General features: G+C 67.2%; 1 protein-coding gene. It reads left to right on the top strand.

Annotated features, from left to right (window positions below; all coding sequences use genetic code 11):
- On the top strand, window positions 1-377 hold a 377-nt coding region (locus tag PKF00_RS45105; protein WP_271223814.1), incomplete at its 5' end, for a phosphoadenylyl-sulfate reductase.
- Window positions 378-515 lie beyond the last annotated feature (138 nt).

The following is a 515-nucleotide window of genomic DNA, read 5'->3' as shown; positions in this document are numbered from 1 at the left end:
GCAATCCCGATCCCTGCTGCGCCCTGCGCAAGGTGCGTCCGCTGGCGCGCGCCATCGGCGACTACGACGCGCTGATCACCGGCCGCAAGCGCTTCCATGGCGGCGACCGCCTGGCCCTGCCCGTCGTCGAGCGCATCGATGGCCGCATCCGGGTGAACCCGCTGGCGGCCTGGGATGCCGAACGTGTGAACGCCTATTTCAAGCGCTTCGATTTGCCGCGACATCCCTTGAGCGATATGGGGTATGCATCCATCGGCTGCTGGCCGTGCACCGCCCCGGTCGAGGATGACGGCGATGTGCGCTCCGGCCGCTGGCGCGGACGCGACAAGACCGAATGCGGCATCCATGCCCCCGCCGGGCGTATCGCGGCGGAATAGGCTGGACACACAAACCTGGAAGGACACACCCGCGTGTCACATGTGCTCGACCTGAACGGCAATACGCCGCTGATCCGGCTGGACGGCCCGTCGAAGGCCACCGGCTGCGAGATCCTCGGCAAGGCCGAATTCCTCAAT

The organism is Streptosporangium carneum, from assembly GCF_027922005.1.
GTDB classification, from domain to species: domain Bacteria; phylum Actinomycetota; class Actinomycetes; order Streptosporangiales; family Streptosporangiaceae; genus Streptosporangium; species Streptosporangium carneum.
The sequence above is the reverse complement of the archived record's forward strand: the minus strand, read 5'-3'. Positions and strand labels throughout refer to the sequence as shown.